Here is a 1,904-nt window from a genome sequence, read left to right on the forward strand (position 1 = left end):
GGGCAGGGGTGAGCAGTGATGCGAGCACGCCGGCCTGACGCGCGGACACCACGTTGCTCGGGCCGATGCGTTGCGCGATTCCCGGTGGCGACAGCCAGGTGGGCGTGGTCATCACGTTCGCCGAAAGGAAGGCGAGCGCTGCTTGCTGGCGCGACTTCGGTACCACGCGATAAACGGCGCCGCTCTGCTCGGAGGTCTTGAGGTCCACTTCAACACCACCGACGATCGTAGCCACATGGTTCATGTTACCGAACCAACGCGACACCGATTCCTCGTACAACTCTCGGAGCTCGGTGTAGTCCTCACCCGGCGTTGAGGTCCAGGCCACCAGGTTGGGGATCATGCGCTTGTAGTTCATCGTCGAGAACGTCGACGCCTTGATCGGATCGTCGCCCAGATCCTCGGTCTGGTTGCGCGGGTCGCCGGCCGCGAGTTGCTGCGAGGCGAAGCGATATGGGAACGGGCCGGTCTGCTGCGTGAGCCAGCGATGCAGCGTGGCGCGCTCGGCTTCGGCTGTCGGCGCCGCGATCACGCGATAGCCCCAGTGAATTGCGAACTCATCGAACGGTCCCACGCGACGGATGAAGTCCTTGGGCTGCAGGCCGTCACCCGGCTGCGCGATGTAGTTCTGTCGCGCATAGTCCATGATCGTCGCGCTCACGCCGTACACACGCGTGAACGACGGGCTCCGCAGTGAGTCCACCGGGAACGACGCCGAGGCGATCATGTTGTGCTGCAGGCCAAGTGCGTGACCGATCTCGTGCGTGATCACCTGACGCATCGTTTCGCCCATCAACTCTTCCGGAATGTCCAGCGTACGCGCCGACGGATTGGCGGCGCCGGTTTCCATCATCAGCCAGTTGCGGTATGAGCGCATGTGGTTGTGATACCACGTGATCTCACTGTTGATGATCTCGCCGGAGCGCGGGTCGTGCGTGTGCGGACCGGTCGCGTTGCGCGTCAGGCTCGCCGCCCAGCGCACCACGGAAAAGCGCACGTCGTCGAGATCGAAATCCGGATCTTCGGCTTTCGTGGGCGCATCCTTGGCGAGAATGGCATTCTTGAAGCCCGCCTTCTCGAACACCCGCTGCCAGTTCTCCACCCCCTCGCGCACGTACCGCTTCCAGCGGGTCGGTGTGGCCGGGTCGAGGTAGTACACGATGGGCTTGACCGGCTCGACCAATTCACCACGGGCGTAGGCCGCAGGATCTTTGGGCTCGAGACGCCACCGTGTGATGAACTCCTGAGCCTCGGCCTTCTGCACGTCGAGTCCATAGTTCACGCGGTTCACCGAGAAGTACCCCACGCGCGCGTCGGCATAGCGAGGACGCATTGGCGTCTTCGGTAGCAGCACCAGCGACTGTCGTGTTTCCATCGTGACCGTCGCGCCATCGGGGTCACTAGGTGGTGTGGCGGCGTCGAAGGTTTGGACCTGTCTGACTTCGATGTTGATCGGGAAGCTGCGCACGCTACTGATGTAGCTGCGGGCGGCGTCGTACCGGCGCACGCCATACGCGCGACGCTGATTCGCGTCGAGGCCACTGGTAGCGGGATTGTCGTTCGCGAAGAAGTCGGTTACGTCGATCACGTACGCCGCACTGTCGCGACCGAACGCGGCAATCGGAAACGCGCCGATGATCGCTGCATAGTTGTTTTGCGCCACACTGCGCGCGATCGGCAACGAATCGTCGGCCACGGCCGCCGTGCTCATGCTCTTCAGGAGCATGCGGTCGTTCACGCGTTCCCAGCGAATCAGTCGCTCGTTCAGCGAACTGCCGGCGCTTTGGAATCCGCCGGCGCCGGCTGGTACGCCAGCCACTCGCGTTACCATCAGGAAGTCGCGACCGACGAGCGAGTCCGGCACTTCGAAGAAGTAGCGGTCATCGACGCGGTGCACAGTGATA

1 protein-coding gene is annotated in these 1,904 nt (G+C 63.3%); it reads right to left on the reverse strand.

The genetic code is table 11. From position 1 onward, the window contains the following. The coding region (locus ACESNG_RS10780) for a zinc-dependent metalloprotease (protein WP_373068936.1) at positions 1–1,904 on the reverse strand (1,904 nt) is incomplete at both ends.

Origin of the sequence: Gemmatimonas sp., assembly GCF_041689975.1 — a bacterium.
In the GTDB taxonomy this organism is placed as follows: domain Bacteria; phylum Gemmatimonadota; class Gemmatimonadetes; order Gemmatimonadales; family Gemmatimonadaceae; genus Gemmatimonas.